This is a genomic window from Streptomyces luteogriseus (assembly GCF_014205055.1).
GTDB classification, from domain to species: domain Bacteria; phylum Actinomycetota; class Actinomycetes; order Streptomycetales; family Streptomycetaceae; genus Streptomyces; species Streptomyces luteogriseus.
This window is the reverse complement of sequence record NZ_JACHMS010000001.1, coordinates 1,550,589-1,566,352: the sequence shown is the minus strand read 5'-3', so window position 1 is coordinate 1,566,352 and position 15,764 is coordinate 1,550,589. Positions and strand designations below refer to the sequence as shown.

Genomic DNA, 15,764 nt, shown 5'->3' with positions numbered 1-15,764 from the left:
AGCGGAGCGTCAACAGTTTGTTGAAGCGGTGGACATGGCTGGTTCCGGGCGGCGCCGCCCCTTTGGGCGCGACAGGACAGGTGTCAGCGGCGGCGCCGCCCGGGGATGGGGGGGACCCCGGGGCTACGAGGGTCGGGGGAGGGTCAGAGCTGCGCGCCGGAGAGCCGCTCCACGGCCCGCAGCAGCGCCGAGTGGTCCAGGCCGCCGTCGCCCTGCGCACGCAGGGACGCGACCAGCTGGGCGACCACGGCACCGACGGGCAGGGCCGCGCCGACATTGCGGGCGGCGTCCGTGACGATGCCCATGTCCTTGTGGTGCAGGTCGATCCGGAAGCCCGGCTTGAAGTCCCGGCCGAGGAAGTTGTCCTTCTTGCGGGTCAGCACGGTCGAGCCGGCGAGCCCGCCGTTGAGGACGTCCAGCGCCGCCTTCAGGTCCACGCCGGACTTCTCCAGGAACACCACGGCCTCGGCGCACGCCTGGATGTTCACGGCGACGATCAGCTGGTTGGCTGCCTTCACGGTCTGACCGGAGCCGTGCGGACCGCACAGCACGATGGTCTTGCCGAGCGCCTCGAGGATCGGCTTCGCGGTGTCGAAGTCGGCCTGTTCGCCGCCGACCATGATCGACAGCACGGCCTCGATGGCGCCGGCCTCACCGCCGGACACCGGGGCGTCCAGGACGCGGATGCCCTTGTCCTTCGCCGCCTTCGCCAGGTCGACCGAGGTCTGCGGGGTGATCGAGGACATGTCGATCAGCAGCGCGCCGGACTTCGCGTTCTCCAGGATGCCGTCGGGGCCGTAGGCGATGGCCTCGACCTGCGGGGAGGCCGGGACCATCGTGACGACGACGTCGGCGTCCTTCACGGCCTCGGCGATCGAACCGGCCGCGGTGCCACCGGCGGCGGCCAGGCGGTCCAGCTTGTCCTGCTCCAGCGTGAAGCCGGTGACCTGGTAGCCCGCCTTGATCAGGTTCTCGGACATGGGGGAGCCCATGATGCCGAGGCCGATCCAGGCGACCTTGGGGAGAGTGGTGCTCATGATGGGGTGCCTTTCGGTGAAGGGGGGTCAGCGGGCCAGCCAGTCGAAGGCCTCGGTGCTCGGGCGCTCGCCCGGCTTGTACTCGAGGCCGACCCAGCCGTCGTAACCCGCCTTGTTCAGCTGGTCGAGGAGGTCTTCGAGGGGCAGTGAGCCCGTGCCCGGCGCGCCGCGGCCCGGGTTGTCGGCGATCTGCACGTGGCCCGTCTTCGACGCGAACCGCTCGATCACCGCCGGGAGGTCCTCGCCGTTCATGGACAGGTGGTAGAGGTCCATCAGGAAGCGGGCGTTGCCCAGCCCCGTCGCCTCGTTGACCTTGTCGACGACCTCCACGGCAGCCGGGGCCGACGCCAGCGGGTACAGCGGGGACTCGGGCCGGTTCAACGCCTCGATCAGCAGGACCGCGCCGATCCGGTCGGCGGCCCGGGCCGCGAGGACCAGATTCTCCAGGGCGAGAGCGTCCTGCTCGGCCGGGTCCACGCCCTCGACGCGGTTGCCGTACAGCGCGTTGAGCGCCGTGCAGCCCAGGGAGGCGGCGAAGTCGGCGGCCACGTCGATGTTGGCGCGGAACCGCTCCGACTCCTCACCGGGAATCGACAGGGCGCCGCGGTCCGGGCCCGGGAGCTGTCCGGCGTAGAAGTTCAGGCCGGTGAGCTGGACACCGGCGTCCTCGATCGCACGCTTCAGGGCGTCGAGCTCGTACCGCTCGGGGACCGGCGAGTCGACCCAGGGCCACCACAACTCGACCGCGGTGAAACCCGCCGCGGCGGCGGCCGCGGGACGCTCCAGGAGCGGGAGCTCCGTGAAGAGGATCGACAGGTTGACGTTGAAGCGCTGGTCTGCGAATCCCATCGGGCTCGGCGCTCCCTTCCTGGATTTTCCGTAATGTGGAAGTTGCTTTCTGCTTACTGGAAGATTGCCCGTGACCGGGAAGGACTGTCAAGAGCGACCGCAAAAAAGCGCCCCCGCGCGGGGGCGCGGGGACGCATCGACAGGGGAGGCTCAGAGCGCGTCGACGCCGCTCACCTTCCAGCCCCCGGAGGTACGGGTGAGCGTCATCCGCACCCGGTTCAGGTCCACGCGGGACCCCGTGACCTGGGTGCTCCTGGTCACCTGGTTGACGAAGAGCAGTACGACCGCCCGGTCAGGCGAGGCCGACACGACGGAGGCCGCCCGGGCGCCACCGCCCGCGGGCTCCACGACCGTCGCCTTCACCACCCCGTGGTACTTCCGGGCGGTCGGCCCGACCACCGTCTTCGTGGTCCTGCCGTACTCGTCGCGGAAGTCGCCGGTCAGATGCGTGCGCGCCCGGGCGAAGTCGCGGTCCAGGCGCCGGTAGTCGTACGACAGCACGACCGGCGCCGCCTTCCGCGCCGCGTCGAGCGCCTCCCCCCGGGCCCGGTCCGCGCGCTGCCCCTCCCGGTACTGCCAGCCGAGCACGGCGGCGGCGACCAGCCCCGCCACGAGCAGGACGGCCGACGCGGCGGTGAGCAGCCTCCCGCGCGGGAACCGCCACCCGCGCGTGCTCTCCCGCGGCTCCTCCTCGGCGGCCTCGGGCGACGGCTCCGGCGGGTCGTCCCAGACGCCGTCCGGCGCGTCGACGAGCACCGTGCGCCCGTAGCCGGGCTCCTCCGCCTGCCGCGGTGCCTCGTCCGCCGGGGAGGAGACGGCACTCCTGCCGTGCTCGGGGAGCTCGGGTCGCCGGGCGCGTTTGGCCGCCGCGCGGGCGGCCGCGGTCATGGTGCGGCGGGCGGGGGAGCCGGCGCCGCGAACGCGGGAGGTCGGGTTCGCCACGGTCTTTCTCCTCACAGGCGGTACGGGGTGGTACGGGTGGTCAGCCGACGAACTCGACGTCGGAGGTCAGCCAGCGGCCGTCCCGATGCACGAGGTCGAGCTGCAGCCGGTAGGTGCGCGCCTCCCCGTCCGGCACGGCGGTGTTGGTCACCTTGCTGTCGGCGACGACCAGCACCCGGGCCGAACGCGCGTCGGACCGCACGATGCCCGCTTCGAGGACCTGGCCCTCGGACACCGACTTGTTCCCGGCGACGAGCTTGGTCAACTGCGCGGTCTGCGCGGCGAACTGCTTCTTGAAGTCGCCGGTCGCACCCTTCAGCACGTTCTGGCTGTCCCGGGCGTAGTGCCGGTAGTCGAGCGAGGTGAAGTTCAGCGCCGACTGCCGGGCCGCCGCCAGGATCTCCTGGCGGCGCTGCTCCGCCGCGCGCTGCTCGACCGTCTGGAGGCCGAGCCAGACCGCGAGCACCGTGGTCAGGATCGTCGCGGCGACGAGCCCCGCCGACTGCGCCCTGCGACGCCCGGCGGACCGCCCGGTGCGGCGGCCGCTGTCCGCCCGTCCGGCGGCCAGCCGCCGCAGCGGTCGCAGCGCCGAGGTGAGGGAGCCGCCTATCAGCGGGAGGAGGCCCCCGCTCATGCCATCGGTCCGACGAGCAGCCATTGCCACGAATCCTTTCCGAACACGGTCTGTTCGCCGCCCGTCGAGCCGATCTCGACGGGCGTTCCGTCCGGGCCGGTTGCCGTACCGGTCTCCGGGTCGTACGGGGCGACGTACGCGGCCGGTCCGGCGCCGCCGGAACGGCCGGACGCGCCGGGGGCGTTCTGCGCCCCGCGCACCGAGGTGCCGCCGCCGCGCGGCGCCGTGCAGCGCGCGTCGGTGTTCGCCGCGCGCGTGCCGGTGTCGGCGGGGTCGCGCCGCCGTGTGCCGTAGCCCTGGGTGCACGGCGGCGGGTCGTCGGCGTTGAGGACGAGGCCGAAGTGGGTGGTGCCGTCCCCCGGGATGACGGTGTGGCTGCCCGCGACCACCACCGGGAAGGTGACCAGGGCCTGCTCCACGCCGGGCAGCCGGGCCACCGTGACCTGGCCGCCGCTGATGAGGTTGGCCAGCAGGACCGGCAGATGCGGCCGGGTGGACCGCAGCAGCGAGTTGACCTCCTGACCGGCCGGCACCGAGTTGCCGATCAGCCGCCGTAGGTCGCCGTCGCTCGACTTCAACTCCGAGGTGAGCGCCGCCAGATCGCGGGAGAACGACTTGATGGACGAGCCCTGGTCGGCCTGCGTCTTGAGCACCTTCCGCGAGTCCTCGATCAGCGAGATCGTCTCCGGGAGCGAGTCGGAGGCCGACTCGACGAGCGCGTTGCCCGAGTCCACCAGCCGGCTCAGATGAGGTCCCGTGCCGGAGAAGGCCTCGCCCAGTTCGTCGACGGTGATGCGCAGGTCCTTCTTGCCGACCGAGGTGACGAGCCGGTCGAGGCTGACGACCATGTCCGTGACGGGCAGCGGCACCCGGGTGTCCTCGCGCGGGATCGCGCTGCCGTCCAGCAGGTACGGGCCGCCCGAGCGGCGCGGCTGCAGGTCGACGTACTGCTCGCCCACCGCCGAGCGGTTGGCCACCACCGCCAGCGTGTCCGCCGGGATGCGTGGCGCGCCGTCCTCGATCTCCAGGGCCACCGAGACCCCCTCGGAACCGGTCAGCCGCAGATCCCCGACCCGGCCCACCGGCACCCCGCGGTAGGTGACCTCCGCACCGCTGAAGATGCCGCCGGAGTCGGCGAAGTCGGCCCGCACGGTGTAGCCGCGGTCGAGGAGGCCGTCCACCAGGCCCGTGTACTCGGCGCCGACATACGACACCCCCACGGCGGTGACGGCGGCGAAGGCCAGCAGCTGGGCCTTGACCGTACGTGTGATCACGGCTGCATCCCCTTCAGCATGAGCTCCGCGAGCGCGAGGTCGATCCCCGGCGGGAGGCGGCGCGAGTCGGGCAGGGGGCCGTGGGCCGCGGTGCACACCGGCGGGCACAGCGGGTCGCTGTCCGAGGGAGCCGAGGGTTCGACGGGAGTGTCCGGCACGTCCGGTGCGTCCGGCAGGGCCGTCGGTGAGGGCAGGCCGGGCACGTCGGGAACGTCGGGCACGTCGGGGAGGCCGGGAAGGTCCGGGGTCTCGGGCTTGCCCGAGTCGCCGTCCTTGCTGCCGGGCTTGTCGGAGAGGTTGCCGTAGATGCCCGCCAGGTCCAGGTCGGCGGTCACATGGAGGTTGACGTAGTCGCCCTTGACGGCGTCCACCGCGTTGCGCGGGAACGGGTAGGTGGTGAGCATCTCGAGGGAGTTGGGCAGGTCGTCGCCCGCCTTGTTGAGCTGCTCCAGGATCGGCCGCAGCGACTTGAGGTTGGCGACCGTGTCGTCCCGCGAGGCGTTGACGACCCTGGTTCCCGTCTTGCCCAGCTTCGACAGGGCGGTGAGCATCTTCGTCAGGTCGCGCCGCTGGTCGGCGAGGACCTTCAGCGCGGGCGGCATCGTGTCGACGGCCGTGGCGATCGTCTTCTTCTCCTTCCCGAGCCGCTTGGCCAGCCGGTCGATGCCCTTGAGCGCGCGGACGATGTCCTCGCGCCGGCCGTCCAGGCCGCCGAGGAACGTGTTCAGCTCCTTGAGCAGGGACTTCACCCGGTTCTCGCGGCCCTGGAGAGCCTTGTTCAGCTCCACGGTGATCGTCTTGAGCTGGGCGACCCCGCCGCCGTTCAGGAGCGCGGACAGGGCGGACAGCACCTCCTCGACCTCCGGGTTGCGGCCGCTGCGGGACAGGGGGATCAGGTCGCCGTCGCGCAGCCGTCCGGCGGGTGCGGTGCCGGCCGGGGCGGACAGGGCCACGTACTTCTCGCCGAGCATGCTGGTCTGCCGCAGCTCGGCGACCGCGTTGCCCGGCAGCTTCACCGAGTCGGCGACCCGCAGGCGTACGCGCGCGTGCCACCCGTCGAGGTCCACCTTCTCGACGGCGCCCACGGTGACGTTGTCGACCTTGACCGCCGACTGCGGCACCAGGTCGAGCACGTCCCTGAACTCGACCGTGACGTGGTAGGCACGGCCGTCCGCGGCGGCGCCCCCGGGGAGCGGGACGTCGTACCAGCCGTTGAACTCACAGCCGGACAGCAGCAGCGTCCCGACCGTCGCCCACGCGACCGCCCCGGCTCTCGTGCGCCCGGCTCTCGTGCGCCCGCCGCTCGTGCGCCCGCCGCTCATGCGTCTGCCTCCAGGAGTCCGCCGAGTGTCCGGTCGACCGAGCCCGTGCTCGGCACCGCCGGCGCCTTCGGCACCTCGGGCAGGGAGTCGAAGAGCTTGTCCAGCTCCTCGCAGTCGGGGTTCTCGCCGCCCTCGTCGCCGGTCGTCCTCAGCAGGGAGCACAGCAGGTCGGCCGGGTCCTGCGACGCTTGCGCGTTGTTGCGGGTGTCGAGGGTGCCGGCGGACGGGTTGTAGGCGTTCTGCAGGTTGCCCAGTCCGGTGGGGGCCGCCTCCAGCAGCTCCTTCAGCGCGGCCCGTTGGGTGACCAGCACCTTGGTGACCTTGCTGAGGCCCTTGACGTCCGAAGCCAGGGTCTTCTTGTTCTTCTTCACGAAGTCGGCCACGTCACCGAGCGCCGCCGCCAGGTACTTCAGCGCCGCCGCCAGGTCCTTGCGCTCCCCGGCCAGCTGACCGGCCACCTTGGCGAGGCTGCCGTTGAACGACCGCACGCTCTTGTCGTCGGCCGCCAGCGCGGCGGTGAAGACCTGGAGGTTGCGCACGGTGCCGAACAGGTCGCCGCGGCCGTCGGACAGGGTGGTGACGGCCTTGGAGAGGTCCTCCACCGTCCGGTTCAGGTTCTTGCCCTGCCCTTCGAGGTTGTCCGCGCTCACGCCCAGCAGGCGCGCCAGGGAGCCGTCCTGGTTCGCGCCCTTCGGGCCGAGCGCCTCGGACGTGGTGTGCAGGCTGTCGAAGACCCGGTCCAGTTCGACCGGTACGGCCGTTCGCGACTCGGGGATGACGTCGCCGTCCCGCAGCAGCGGGCCCTTGCGGTAGACCGGCAGCAGCTGCACGTAACGGTCGCTGACCACCGAGGAGTTGATGATCGCGGCCTGCGCTCCGGCGGGGACCTCGCGGCCCTCGTCGTACTCCAGCTCGACCCGCACCCGGCCGCCCTCCGGGGTGATCTTCCTGACCTCGCCGATCCGGACGCCGAGCACACGGACGTCCGAGCCGGGGTAGATGCCGACGGTGCGCGGGAAGTACGCGGTGACGCGGACGGATCCGGAGCGGGGCCACAGGGCGACGGTGAGCGCGCCGGCGACCGCGAGCGCGGTGAGCAGTGCGAGAGCCTTCAGGCGCTTGTTCACGGCGCGCCTCCCTTCCGCGGGGCCACCGGAGCGGCCACCAGGTTCTGGACGTAGGCGTCGAACCAGCGGCCGTTGCCCAGGGTGTTGGTGAAGACCCGCACGTACGGGGCGAGCAGTGCGACGCTGCGGTCGAGGCTCGCCTGATTGCGTTCGAGCATCCTGACGAAGGTGTTCAGGCCCTTCAGCGCGGGCCCGATCTCGTCGCGGTTGTCCTCGACCAGGCCGGAGAGCTGGATGCCGAGCGCGGCGGAGCTCTTGAGCAGCTTGTGGATCGCCGTGCGCCGCTTGCTGATCTCCTTGAACAGTTTGTCGCCGTCCTCGACCAGCGCGGAGAAGTCCTCGGTGTGGTCGGACAGCACGCCGGTGACCCCGTTCGCGTGGTCGAGGAGCCCGCGCAGCGCCTTGTCGCGCGAGGCCACCGTCCGGGAGATCCTCGACAGCCCCTTGATGGAGGCGCGTACCTCCTCGGGCGAGTCCTGGAAGGTGGTGGAGAGGGTGTCCAGCGCCTTCGCCAGCCTTTGCGTGTCGACCTCCTCGGTCGTCGTCGTCAGATCGCTGAACGCCTGCACGACGTCGTACGCCGAGACCGTCCGCTTCAGCGGGATCTCGCTGCCCGGCTTCAGCCGGCCGGGCCCCTTCGGGTGCAGGGCGAGGTACTTGGCGCCGAGGATCGTCTTCACCCGGATCGAGGCGCCGGTCTCGGTGCCGAACTCCGGATCGTCCTTGACCTTGAAGGTCACCTCGACGTGGCCGCCGGCCAGATCGACCTCCTCGACCTTGCCGACCTTCACCCCGGCGATCCGCACCTCGTCGCCCGGCTTCAGCCCGCCGGCCTCCGAGAAGGCCGCGCTGTACGTCTCGCCGCCGCCGATCAGCGGCAGGCTGTCGGCGTTGAACGCGGCGGCCGTCAGCAGGGCCAGGGTGGTCAGGCCGACGGCGCCGATCACCACGGGGTTGCGGTCGCGGAACGGCTTCGTGCGCGGGCGGCGCAGCCGGACGCGCGGCAGCCGCGGCAGCTTCGGCGGCAGGATCCGCACCTTCACCAGCGGCTCGGGCCGACGGGCCCCGCGTTTCGGCGGCTTGGGGCTCCTTCGCAGCTTCGGCAGCCCCGGCAGTTTCGGCGGCAAAGTCCGCACCTTCACCAACGGCTCGGGGCGACGGCGGCGCCGCCGTATGACGCGCGGGCTCATCCGCCGCACCTCGCCCGCGCCACGTGCATCTCGGGAGTGAGCACCTGCTTCGTCTTCGGCAGCACGATCCGGCCGTCGAAGTCGCAGAGGTAGAAGTTGAACCACGAGCCGTAGGACGCCGTCCCCGTCAGCTCGTTCAGCTTGTTCGGCAGCCGCTTCAGCACGCCCTCCACGGTCTTCTCGTTCCTGTTCAGCGTTCCGGTGAGATCGGTCAGCCCGGCGATGTCGTCCTTCAGGGCCGGGCGGGCGTCCTCCAGCAGCCCCGAGGTGGCCGCGGTGAGGTTGCCGATGCTCACCAGCGACGTCCCGATGGGTTTGCGGTCGGCGGACAGCCCGGAGATCACCCGCCGCAGCTGCTTCAGCAGTCCGGAGAAGCGGGCACCGCGCTTGTCGAGCGTGGCCAGCACGGTGTTGAGGTTGTCGATCACGGAGCCGATCAGCTTGTCGCGGCCCGCGAGCGTCGTGGTGAGCGACGCGGTGTGCGCGAGCAGGCTGTTGACGGTGCCGCCCTCGCCCTGGAGGGTCTTGATGATCTCGGTGGCGAGCTGGTTGACGTCCTGCGGACTGAGCGCGGCGAACAGCGGCTTGAAGCCGTTCAGCAGCGCGTTCAGGTCCAGCGCCGGCTGCGTCCGCGACAGCGGGATCGTGCCGCCCGGCCGCAGCCGGGTGTCCGTGCCCACACCCTCGGTCAGTGCGATGTACCGCTGCCCGACCAGGTTCCGGTAGCGGACCACGGCCTGCGTGCTGGTGAGCAGCGGGCGCTCCGCCGCCACCGTGAAGCTGACCTCCGCCAGCGTCCGGTCCTTGATCCGGATGCCCTCGACCTCGCCGACCCGCACCCCGGCCACCCGGATGTCGTCCCCCTCCTCCAGGCCCGTCACATCGCTGAACACCGCGCGGTAGGTGTGCTTCTCGGCGAGGGAGACATTGACGATGGTCGCGGCGAGCAGGGCCGTCGCCGTGATCGTGACCAGCGCGAACAGGCTGAACTTGATCAGCGGCGCGGCTGTGCTGCGTGCTCCGGTCGCCCTCATGCGACGCTCACCGCCGTCCCGCGGGCCAGCGGTCCGAACAGCAGGGTCGTGACGGGCGGCACCTCGTCGGCGGGCACGCCCAGGACGGGGGCCACGAGCGAGCCGACGGCCCGCTGCTCGGCCTCGGTGGCGGACACGTGCGTACCTCCGGGCAGGGCGCCGTCCGAACCGTCGGCCGACGTACCGTCGTTGAGCTGGGGTTTCGGGCCGGGCACCGGCGGACCGGGCAGACCCCGGCAGTTCGGCCCCGACCGCTCGCCGTAGCGCGGCTCCTCGCCGGGCTCGTACGCGCGCTGGGCCCGCACCACTTCGAGGGTGATCCGCATCCTGCCGCCCCGGAACGCCTCCTCGGAGGCCTCCTCCTGCCGCACCAGGCCGTCCAGCAGGCACGGGTACTCGGGCGAGTAGCGGGCGAAGAGCGCCAGCGTGGGGCGGGAGACCCGGCCCAGCGTGATCAGCCGGTCGCCGTTCTCGGCCAGGAAGTCCTCCGTGGTGCCCGCCATGGTCGCGGTCGTGCGCAGGGCGGCGGCCAGCCGGTCCTCCTTCTCGACGAGGGTGCGGCTGGTGGTGACCGTGTTGCGCAGGATCCTCATCAGGTCGGGCGCGGCGTCCCCGTACACCTCGGCGACGTCGGCGAAGCGCGCGATGTCCTCCTTCAGGGACGGCAGGTGCGGGTTGAGGCGCCGCACATAGTCCTCGACGCGGGTCAGGTTGTCGCCGATCCGGTCGCCCCGGCCCTCCAGCGCGGTGGCGAACGCCGAGAGCGTCGCGTTGAGTTCACCCGGCTCGACGGTCCGCAGCAGGGGCAGCAGGTCGTTCATCAGCTGTTGCACCTCCATGCCCACCTTGGTGCGGTCCTGGGTGATGACGTCCCCGGCGCGGATGGGCCGGGCGGCCGTGGAGCCGCGCGGTGCCACCAGGTCGACGTACTTCTCGCCGAACAGCGTCTTGGGCAGCAGCCGCGCGTGCACGTCCGACGGGATGGACGCGACGTGCTCCGGCTTGAGCGCGAGGTCGAGCGTGGCCTTCTCACCGTCCGCGCGCACCGAACGCACCTCGCCGACCAGCAGCCCGCGCAGCTTGACGTCGGCCCGCGGATCGAGCTGGTTGCCGAGGCTGCCGGCCTCCAGCGTGACGCGCACGACCGGGGTGAAGGCCTGCTGGTAGACGGCCACGGCGAGGGACAGCAGCAGGGCGAGCACGGTGAGGAAGGCGATGCCGTACAACCGCAGCCTGAGCACTCTCATCCGGTTCATGTGACTCACCCCGCGATCCGTACGGTCGTGCTGGCGCCCCAGATGGCGAGGCTCAGGAAGAAGTCCAGGACGTTGATGGCGACGATCGAGGTGCGCACCGCGCGGCCCACCGCGACGCCGACACCCGCCGGTCCGCCGCTCGCGTAATAGCCGTAGTAGCAGTGCACCAGGATGATCAGGACGGCGAAGACGATCACCTTCCCGAACGACCAGAGCACGTCGACCGGCGGCAGATACTGCTGGAAGTAGTGGTCGTAGGTGCCGGCCGACTGCCCGTAGTAGCCGGTGGTGATGGTGCGGGCGGCCAGATACGAGGACAGCAGCCCGACCACGTACAGCGGGATCACGGCGACGAACCCGGCGATCATCCGCGTGGTCACGAGGAACGGCAGCGAGGGGACGCCCATGACTTCCAGGGCGTCGGTCTCCTCACTGATCCGCATCGCGCCGAGCTGGGCGGTGAAGCCGGCGCCCACCGTCGCGGACAGGGCGAGCCCGGCCACCAGCGGGGCGATCTCCCGGGTGTTGAAGTACGCCGACAGGAACGCCACGAAGTTGGAGGTGCCGAGCTGGTTGAGGGCCGCGTAGCCCTGGAGGCCGACCTCGGTGCCGGTGAAGAACGACAGGAAGGCGATCACGCCGACCGTGCCGCCGACGACGGCCAGCGCGCCACGGCCGAAGGTCACCTCGGCGAGCAGGCGCAGGACCTCCTTCTTGTAGCGGCGCAGGGTGCGGCCGGTCCAGGCCAGGGAGCGGCCGTAGAAGGAGAGTTGGGTGCCCAGCTCTTCGAGGGAGCGCAGGGGGCGGTCGAGGAGTCTCATCGGCTAACCCCTCTGCGGGACGACCTGGAAGTACACCGCGGTCATCACGAAGTTCGTCACGAACAGCAACATGAAGGTGATCACCACCGACTGGTTCACCGCGTCTCCCACGCCCTTCGGCCCGCCCTTGGCGGTCAGTCCCTTGTACGAGGCGACGATCGCGGCGATCGCCCCGAACACCAGCGCCTTCAGCTCGGCCGCCCACAGGTCGGAGAGCTGCGCGAGGGTGGTGAAGGACGCCAGGTACGCGCCGGGCGTGCCGTTCTGGAGGACCACGTTGAAGAAGTAGCCACCCGCGACGCCGACCACCGACACCAGGCCGTTGAGCAACAGGGCGACCACCATCGACGCCAGCACCCGAGGGACGACGAGGCGGTGGATCGGGTCGATGCCCAGCACCTGCATCGCGTCGATCTCCTCGCGGATCTTGCGCGCACCCAGGTCCGCGCAGATGGCGGTACCGCCGGCGCCCGCGATCAGCAGCGCGGTGACGATCGGGGAGGCCTCCCGCAGGACCGCGAGCACCGAGGCGGCACCGGCGAACGACTGGGCGCCGAGCTGCCGGGTCAGGCTGCCGATCTGCAGCGCGATGACCGCCCCGAAGGGGATGGACACGAGCGCGGTGGGCAGGATCGTGACACTCGCGACGAACCACGCCTGCTGGATGAACTCCCGCACCTGGAAAGGGCGACGGGGCATCGTGCGCAGGACGTCCAGCGCCATCGCGAACAGGCTCCCCGAGTGCCGCAGCGCCCCGGTGGGCGACAGGCTCATGCGTCCGCCACCTCCTTGCGGCGGTGCGGCTCGGCCTCACGTGCGGCGATCGCCTCCCAGCGGGGCGGGCGCGTGATGCCCGGCCCCGGCAGCAGGCGGGGAGTCAGGTCCCGGCCGCCGGGAGTCTCCGTGCGCGCGCCGGCGCCGAGCTGCGCGAGCTCCTGCTCGACCTGGGCGGCGTCCTTCTCCTCGGCCATGCCGATCGGCCCCTGCATCCGGCCGTTCAGGAACTGCCGTACGACCGGCTCGTCGCTGGTCAGCAGCTTCTCCCGGGGGCCGAACATGACCAGCTCGCGCCGGAACAGCAGCCCGATGTTGTCGGGCACCTGGCGGGCCGAGGCGATGTCGTGCGTGACGATCAGGAACGTCGCGTCGATCTGCGCGTTGAGGTCGACGATCAGCTGGTTGAGATAGGCCACACGCACCGGGTCGAGCCCCGAGTCCGGCTCGTCGAAGAGGATGACCTCCGGATCGAGCACCAGGGCGCGGGCCAGCCCGGCCCGTTTGCGCATGCCGCCGGAGATCTCGCCGGGCAGCTTCTCCTCGGCGCCGATCAGGCCGACCATGTCCATCTTCTCGAGGACGATCCGCCTGATCTCGCTCTCGGACTTGCGGGTGTGCTCGCGCAGCGGGAAGGCGATGTTGTCGTAGAGGTTCATCGAGCCGAACAGCGCGCCGTCCTGGAACAGCACCCCGAACAGCTTCCGCACCTCGTACAGCTCGTGCTCGCGGAGCTTGGTGATGTCCCGGCCCTGGATCGTGATCGAGCCGCGCTCCGGCTTCAGCAGTCCGACGAGCGTCTTGAGGAACACCGACTTGCCCGTGCCCGAGGGGCCGAGCATGACCGAGACCTCCCCGGCGGGCAGCGTCAGCGAGACGTCCTGCCAGATGACCTGGTGACCGAAGGACTTGGTCAGCCCTTCCACGCAGATCTCGACACCCATCCGGTTCACCCTTCAGCCGTGGAGCAGCTCCGACATCTGCTCTACGGGGAAGGGCGGGGCGTCCGTCGCGACCGGGGCGGATTTTTTTCGAACGGGTTTCGCGGGCCGGGTGGCGGGCCGCTCCAGGGGCGGCCCGACGTGCGGTTCTACGGGAGCGCGGGCGTCATGGGGAGGGCGTCCGGCACGGCGGACGTGTCCAGAACGGAGGGGGTCGCCGGGGTCGATCCGACCGACGGGACGGCGGACTCGGCCGGAACGTCCGGCACATCCGGGACGTCGGGCACATCCGGGAGGCCCGGCGTTTCGGTCACGTCGGCGAGCTCGGGCAGCTCCGGCACCTTGGGCACGTCCGGGACCTGCGGAACCACTGGGACCTCGGGGGCCGACAGCGCCGGAAGCGGGGGCACCGGAGCCTCCGGCAGGGACGGCACGGACAGCGGCAGCAGCGGACCGGCGGCGGGAGACTCCGCCGCCCGCCCACCGGGCACCGCCGGCACGGACGACGACCCGGGCGATCCGGGAGTGCCCACCCGGCCGTCACCGTCGGGCCGGATCGCCTCGGAAGGCCCCGACACGGAGGGCTTCGACGCGGGGCCGCCCCCGCTCCCGCCCCCGTCGAGCGCGTACGGCAGGACGAACCCCGCCACCGCCAGGGTCGCGGCCGTGGAGGCGACGGCCACCGCGTGTGCCTTGCCGCCCCCGCGTGGCCGCCCGCGCCCGATCAGGAACAGCACGACCCCCAGCGTCCCGGCCAGCGAGGCGCGCAGCGTGCGCCGGGCCCGGGCCAGCAACGACTCGACGGTCCGGTAGCTCAGCCCCATCCGCACGGCGACCTGCCCGACGTCCAGGTCCTCGGACTTCAGCCGGAGCGCCTCCGCCTGGCGGGCGGGCAGGTCCCCGCTGCGCACCGCCAGCCACCTGGCCTCGGCCCGGTCGCACACGACCTCGTCGACGGGCACCGGACCGGGCGCGACGAGCGTGGGGCTGGTGCGGACCTCGGCCTCCCGGTTGACCTGGCGGTACCGGTCGACGCACAGCCGCATGGTCACGGTGGTCAGCCAGGCGCCGAGGCGCTCGTCGTCGAGGTCCGGGCGCTCCGCGGCGCGCAGCATCGCCTCGTGCACGGCGTCCTCGGCGTCCTCCAGGCTCATCGACCGCCGCCGGGCCACCTTGAGCAGCTGCTCGCGGTGGCTCCACATGCGCTGCCAACGGTCGTGGGCCTCCTGTGTCCGAGCAGCCATGGCCGCCTCTGCCTCAGCAGGCATGTCCGTCGCCATGAGGGCCCCTCCACGCTCACCCGCCGGTTCCTGTGCCGTCCGGCGGCTGGCGACATTACCCCCCGGTAGCCGTGGTTGTGGAGGGGTCGGTTCCCATTGTGTCCTCACCGTTGCTGGTCAGCGGACCGTCGCCGGGCAGCACCCCGTCCCCGGGCAGCCGCACCTCCGGGTCGGGCACGGGGAGCAGCGGCTCGTCCAACTCCCCGGCTCCGCCTGCCGGACGGGACGGAGCGGGGGAAGGCGAGGCGGGCGGCGTGGCGGGCGAACGGGAGGGGGCCGCACTCGGGCGGCCGGAGTGTTCCGGCGCGGCGGGCTTCGGCGTGCCCGGGCGGCGCCCCGGCTCCGGTCGGCCCGGCATCTCGCCGCGGCCGTCCGGCACCACCCGGTGCCCTTCCAGGAAGTGCGCGTACCAGGCCCTGACCATGAGCAGGTACGCCCGCGAGTGGTTGTAGCCGAGGATCGCCCGGTCCAGGTCGGCCGGGTCGGACAGGTTCCGGCCGCCCGCACACAGATAGCGGCCCGCGGCGAGCGCGGCGTCGAAGACGTTGTTCGGGTCCGCCCGGCCGTCGCCGTTGCCGTCGGCTCCCCAGCGGGCCCAGGTGGACGGGATGAACTGCATCGGGCCCACCGCGCGGTCGTAGGCCGTGTCCCCGTCGTACGCCCCGTGGTCGGTGTCGCGGATGACGGCGAAGGGGCCGCCGTTCAGCCGGGGGCCGAGGATCGGCGTCGCGGTCGTGCCGTCCGCCGTCACCCGGCCGCCGCGCGCCTGCCCGGACTCCACCTGCCCGATCGCGGCCGGCAGCTGCCACCGCAGTCCGCAGGCGGGGGTGGTGCGGGCCAGCTCCCGCTCGGCGTGCCGGTACGCGGCGAACATGCTCGCCGGGAGGGCGCCGCCCTCCGTCATCGGCCCGGTGCCCTTCTTCCGCTTCCCCGTCCGCAGCGGCGGCAGCTCGGTGCGGTAGGGGGTGTCGCCGGACACGCTCGGCCCGCGTTCGGCGGGTGTCGCCTGACGCGCGGGCTCCGCCGCCCGGGCCGGGAGCGCCCCCGGCGCCTGGGACGCGGTCAGCGCGGCCATGGCCGCCGCCGCGATCGCCGTACCTCCGGCACCCCTGAGAACAGCACTCCTGAATGTGCGCACCTCGCGTTCCCCTCCCTGTGTGGATTCGTCCTCTGCTCTACGCGGTGGGGCGGCACATCCGTCGCACGGATCGGGGCCCGCTGAGCAGGCGAGGTCCGCGACCGTGTCCGTTAAGGTCTCCCCAAGCGGCCGGGGCGTTCCGGTC

15 protein-coding genes are annotated in these 15,764 nt (G+C 72.0%); all 15 read right to left on the bottom strand.

Going from position 1 to position 15,764, the window contains the following annotated elements; all coding sequences use genetic code 11:
- Positions 1 to 143: 143 nt before the first annotated feature.
- The gene (locus BJ965_RS07145; RefSeq protein ID WP_184907891.1) at positions 144 to 1,037 is read right to left on the bottom strand and encodes a 2-hydroxy-3-oxopropionate reductase; all 894 of its coding nucleotides are present in this window, start codon (positions 1,035 to 1,037) and stop codon (positions 144 to 146) included.
- A gap of 27 nt (positions 1,038 to 1,064) precedes the next feature.
- Positions 1,065 to 1,886: a TIM barrel protein gene (locus BJ965_RS07140; protein WP_184907890.1), complete on the bottom strand. Its 822-nt coding sequence runs from the start codon at positions 1,884 to 1,886 to the stop codon at positions 1,065 to 1,067.
- A gap of 150 nt (positions 1,887 to 2,036) precedes the next feature.
- Positions 2,037 to 2,828 carry a hypothetical protein gene (locus BJ965_RS07135; protein ID WP_184907889.1) on the bottom strand — a complete coding sequence of 264 codons (792 nt, stop codon included), beginning with the start codon at positions 2,826 to 2,828 and terminating at the stop codon, positions 2,037 to 2,039.
- A 40-nt stretch (positions 2,829 to 2,868) separates the two neighbouring features.
- On the bottom strand, positions 2,869 to 3,306 hold the full coding sequence (locus BJ965_RS07130; RefSeq protein WP_313667727.1) for a hypothetical protein: 438 nt from the start codon (positions 3,304 to 3,306) through the stop codon (positions 2,869 to 2,871).
- Positions 3,307 to 3,458: 152 nt separating this feature from the next.
- A complete protein-coding gene (locus BJ965_RS07125; RefSeq protein WP_184907888.1) occupies positions 3,459 to 4,736 on the bottom strand; it encodes an MCE family protein in 1,278 nt (425 codons plus the stop codon).
- On the bottom strand, positions 4,733 to 6,058 hold the full coding sequence (locus BJ965_RS07120; protein WP_184907887.1) for an MCE family protein: 1,326 nt from the start codon (positions 6,056 to 6,058) through the stop codon (positions 4,733 to 4,735). The genes BJ965_RS07125 and BJ965_RS07120 overlap by 4 nt, the downstream gene beginning before the upstream one ends.
- Positions 6,055 to 7,185: an MCE family protein gene (locus tag BJ965_RS07115; RefSeq protein ID WP_313666746.1), complete on the bottom strand. Its 1,131-nt coding sequence runs from the start codon at positions 7,183 to 7,185 to the stop codon at positions 6,055 to 6,057. The genes BJ965_RS07120 and BJ965_RS07115 overlap by 4 nt, the downstream gene beginning before the upstream one ends.
- A complete protein-coding gene (locus BJ965_RS07110; RefSeq protein WP_246545854.1) occupies positions 7,182 to 8,375 on the bottom strand; it encodes an MCE family protein in 1,194 nt (397 codons plus the stop codon). The genes BJ965_RS07115 and BJ965_RS07110 overlap by 4 nt, the downstream gene beginning before the upstream one ends.
- The gene (locus BJ965_RS07105; protein ID WP_184907886.1) at positions 8,372 to 9,409 is read right to left on the bottom strand and encodes an MCE family protein; all 1,038 of its coding nucleotides are present in this window, start codon (positions 9,407 to 9,409) and stop codon (positions 8,372 to 8,374) included. Before BJ965_RS07105 ends, BJ965_RS07110 begins: the two co-directional genes overlap by 4 nt.
- A complete protein-coding gene (locus BJ965_RS07100) occupies positions 9,406 to 10,665 on the bottom strand; it encodes an MCE family protein (RefSeq protein WP_376777904.1) in 1,260 nt (419 codons plus the stop codon). The genes BJ965_RS07105 and BJ965_RS07100 overlap by 4 nt, the downstream gene beginning before the upstream one ends.
- 5 nt (positions 10,666 to 10,670) lie before the next feature.
- A complete protein-coding gene (locus tag BJ965_RS07095; RefSeq protein WP_031107739.1) occupies positions 10,671 to 11,486 on the bottom strand; it encodes an MlaE family ABC transporter permease in 816 nt (271 codons plus the stop codon).
- A gap of 3 nt (positions 11,487 to 11,489) precedes the next feature.
- The gene (locus BJ965_RS07090; RefSeq protein ID WP_184907885.1) at positions 11,490 to 12,260 is read right to left on the bottom strand and encodes an MlaE family ABC transporter permease; all 771 of its coding nucleotides are present in this window, start codon (positions 12,258 to 12,260) and stop codon (positions 11,490 to 11,492) included.
- Entirely contained in the window at positions 12,257 to 13,204 is a 948-nt protein-coding gene (locus tag BJ965_RS07085; protein ID WP_184907884.1) for an ABC transporter ATP-binding protein, read from the bottom strand. The genes BJ965_RS07090 and BJ965_RS07085 overlap by 4 nt, the downstream gene beginning before the upstream one ends.
- Positions 13,205 to 13,350: 146 nt before the next feature.
- Positions 13,351 to 14,469 carry an RNA polymerase sigma factor gene (locus BJ965_RS07080; RefSeq protein WP_246545853.1) on the bottom strand — a complete coding sequence of 373 codons (1,119 nt, stop codon included), beginning with the start codon at positions 14,467 to 14,469 and terminating at the stop codon, positions 13,351 to 13,353.
- A gap of 67 nt (positions 14,470 to 14,536) precedes the next feature.
- On the bottom strand, positions 14,537 to 15,556 hold the full coding sequence (locus BJ965_RS07075) for a lytic transglycosylase domain-containing protein (RefSeq protein WP_184916884.1): 1,020 nt from the start codon (positions 15,554 to 15,556) through the stop codon (positions 14,537 to 14,539).
- Positions 15,557 to 15,764: the final 208 nt, after the last annotated feature.